Annotated in this window: 3 protein-coding genes; all 3 read right to left on the bottom strand. The window is 72.8% G+C overall.

Annotated elements, in window-relative coordinates; translation table 11 throughout:
* Positions 1 to 371 (bottom strand): PPE domain-containing protein (locus WU80_RS24500; protein WP_156349762.1); only part of this gene is annotated, 371 nt, incomplete at its 3' end.
* Between the two features lie 180 nt (positions 372 to 551).
* Positions 552 to 1,457 carry a class I SAM-dependent methyltransferase gene (locus tag WU80_RS24495; protein ID WP_055405666.1) on the bottom strand — a complete coding sequence of 302 codons (906 nt, stop codon included), beginning with the start codon at positions 1,455 to 1,457 and terminating at the stop codon, positions 552 to 554.
* Between the two features lie 10 nt (positions 1,458 to 1,467).
* A partial coding sequence (locus WU80_RS24490; RefSeq protein WP_055405887.1) for a PPE family protein occupies positions 1,468 to 2,721 on the bottom strand: 1,254 nt, incomplete at its 5' end.

Here is a 2,721-nt window from a genome sequence, read left to right as displayed (position 1 = left end):
ACCAACACCCCGTGCACGGTGTGGTTGGCGGCCAGTTCCGGCAGCGTCGGCATCGCGGCCAGGGCCGCGGTGTAGGCCGTGGCCGCGGTTTCGTGCCGGGCCGCGGCCGCCGCGCTGTTGGCGCTGGCCCGCGTCAGCCACGCCAGGTAGGGCGCGTGCGCGGCCGCGTACTGCGCGGCGGTGGGCCCCTCCCACGCCCCGCCCTGCGTCGCGGCCAGGGTCGCGGACAGCTCGTCGGCCGCCGACGCGTAGGTCGCGCTCAGCGAGCTCCAGGCCGCCGCGGCGGCCAACAGGCCGCCCGGCCCGGGACCGCTGCTCAGCTCCGCCGAGTGCACCTCGGGGGGCAGTGCCATCCATACCGGCGCGGTCATCGCCCGCCACCGGCCCAACCGTCGGAGAAACCGCGTAACGCCATGCGCCGAACTCCTCGCCGGACCGAGACCGGCGCCGCCCGGGCTGTTGGGCGGCGCACCGATCAGCCCGGTAGTAGTCGGGGCGCGGCGCGGAAAAGTTCCGTCGCGGGATCAACTCATCGGGAACTCTTGAAGAGCTCAGTCTTTGACGGCGCTCATCAGGGTGTTGCGGGCGACCATCGGGCCGGCGTCGACGTCCGGCCCGGGGACCGGCCTGCCGTTCTGGCGCAGGAAATCGGCCAGCGGGGTGCCGACGGCGGTCCAGCCGCGCTCGCCGAACCACTCGGTCGCCGGCGCGATCCGCTCGTTGTACACCAACTGATAGAAGGGCCGCTCGGCACCGTCGGCCATCGCGGCGCGCTCCTCCTCGCGTTTCGCCTCGAAGTCCGCCTGGTCGAGCGGGGCGCCGTCCTCGACGGCGACGTGGCTGCCCGGGGCGGCCAGGTTATCGATGCCGGTGAACAGCTGCTCCTCGGCGGCGGCCGGGAGGTAGATGAGCAGGCCCTCGGCTATCCAGGCCGACGGCCGGGCGGCGTCAAAGCCGTTGTCACGCAGCGCCTGCGGCCAGTCCTCGCGCAGGTCCACCGCGATCTCGCGCCGTTCGGCGTTCGGCTGGGCGCCCTGGCCGGCGAGCACCTCACGCTTGAAGTCGAGGACCTGCGGCTGGTCCAGCTCGAAGATGGTGGTGCCGGCGGGCCAGTCCAGCCGGTAGGCGCGCGAGTCCAGCCCCGCCGCCAGGATGACCACCTGCCGCACGCCCGCGGCGGCGGCGCGGCGGAAGTACTCGTCGAAATACTTGGTGCGGGCGCCCTGGAAGTTGACGAAGTGTTCGCCGAATTCGGGCGTTGTCAGCTCGTGGCCAGGGGCCTTGCCGTCCAGCACGTCGGCGGCCCACCCACCCACGGCGCGGCAGAACACCTCCGCGTACGGGTCGACCGCCAACGGGTCGGGCTTGCGCGCCTCCAACGCTCGGGCGGTCGCCACGAATAACGCCGTCGAACCGACACTTGTTGTGATGTCCCAGGTATCACCTTCGCTACGCACAAAGTCGACATTACCGGCGTCCGGTGTCGGGCCGATCCGGCGCGGTGGTCGACCCGGGGCTCCAGCCGCCCGGCAGCATCGGTACCCGGGGCCCGGCCCCGAACTCGTCGGCCGACAGCGCTGTCAGTCCCGTCGCCGGGGCGCCGGCCTCCCGGCGCGCGGTTCCGGCGAACCCCAGCGCGGCGCCGCGATCCGACGCGACCGTGGACGGCTCGCCATCCGGGGCGCCCCAGTCCGGGTCGACGTCGACGTTCATGTCGGCGAACTCGTCGCCGTGGTCGCGTTGCGCCGCGCGCCGGCGCCGGCGCTTCCTGGCCTGTTCCCGAGCCGCCGCGGCCGCGCCGGCCGCGGCGCTATCCGGCTCCGGCGCTTTCCTTTTGGCGCTCGCGCTGGCACCCGCGCCCATCCCGGAGCCGGACCCGATGCCGGGCGGTGCGATCACGTAGGGGGGCGCGAAACCCGCCGCCTGCGGTGGCGGCGGGGAGGGCGGCGCGGGGCTGGCCACGGTGCTCGCGGTCGGGGCGGGCGCGGAGGCCGGAGCCGAGGCGGGAGCCGCGGCCGGGGCGATGGTGGGCGGCGACATCGCGACGGCCGGCATCGGGGCGGGCATTGGGGGGGGCGCCGGGACCGGCGCCGGCGCGACCGCGGGTTGGGGCACGGCGGCCAGCCCGGCCAACCCCGTGAACCCGGCCACGGCGCCGAACGGGGCCGCCGCCAGCAGCACCGCCGGCGCCAGCAATTCGGGCTGGCTGGTGAAGATTTCGAGGATGTGCGTCGGCCAGTCGAACAGGATGAGCTGGACGATGTACTGGAAGGCCAGCGCCGGGTTGTGCACCAGGTAGTAGCCGAACTGCTGGAAGTCCTCGAGCAGTTCCAGCGCTCGAACCACCCAGAAGATCGGTTCTCCCGCATTGGTGTACGCGTCGTAGGGCAACCCGTTGACGGTGCCCTCCGCCGGGTCCCAGTTGATGCCGAGATTCCTCAGGATGTTGGCGATGAAATCGTCGAGGGGGTTGTCGATCGTGGGGTCGTGGATGTCGCCGCCCGAGTCTTGGGCGGTGGCATCGGATTTCACGATCGGCGGCGCGGGGTCGGTCGGCGGGTTCGCAGCCACCGCCGCGGTGGAGACCGCCTGATAGGTGGACATGGTGGTGGCGGCCTGCACCCACATCCGTGCGTAATCGGCCTCGTTGAGCGCGATCGGAATCGTGTTGACGCCAAAGAAGTTGGTGGCCACCAACACCCCGTGCACGGTGTGGTTGGC

Source organism: Mycobacterium sp. UM_11 (genome assembly GCF_001414075.1).
GTDB lineage: Bacteria > Actinomycetota > Actinomycetes > Mycobacteriales > Mycobacteriaceae > Mycobacterium.
Note: the sequence above shows the minus strand (reverse complement) of the source record. Positions and strands in the feature narration are given on the sequence as shown.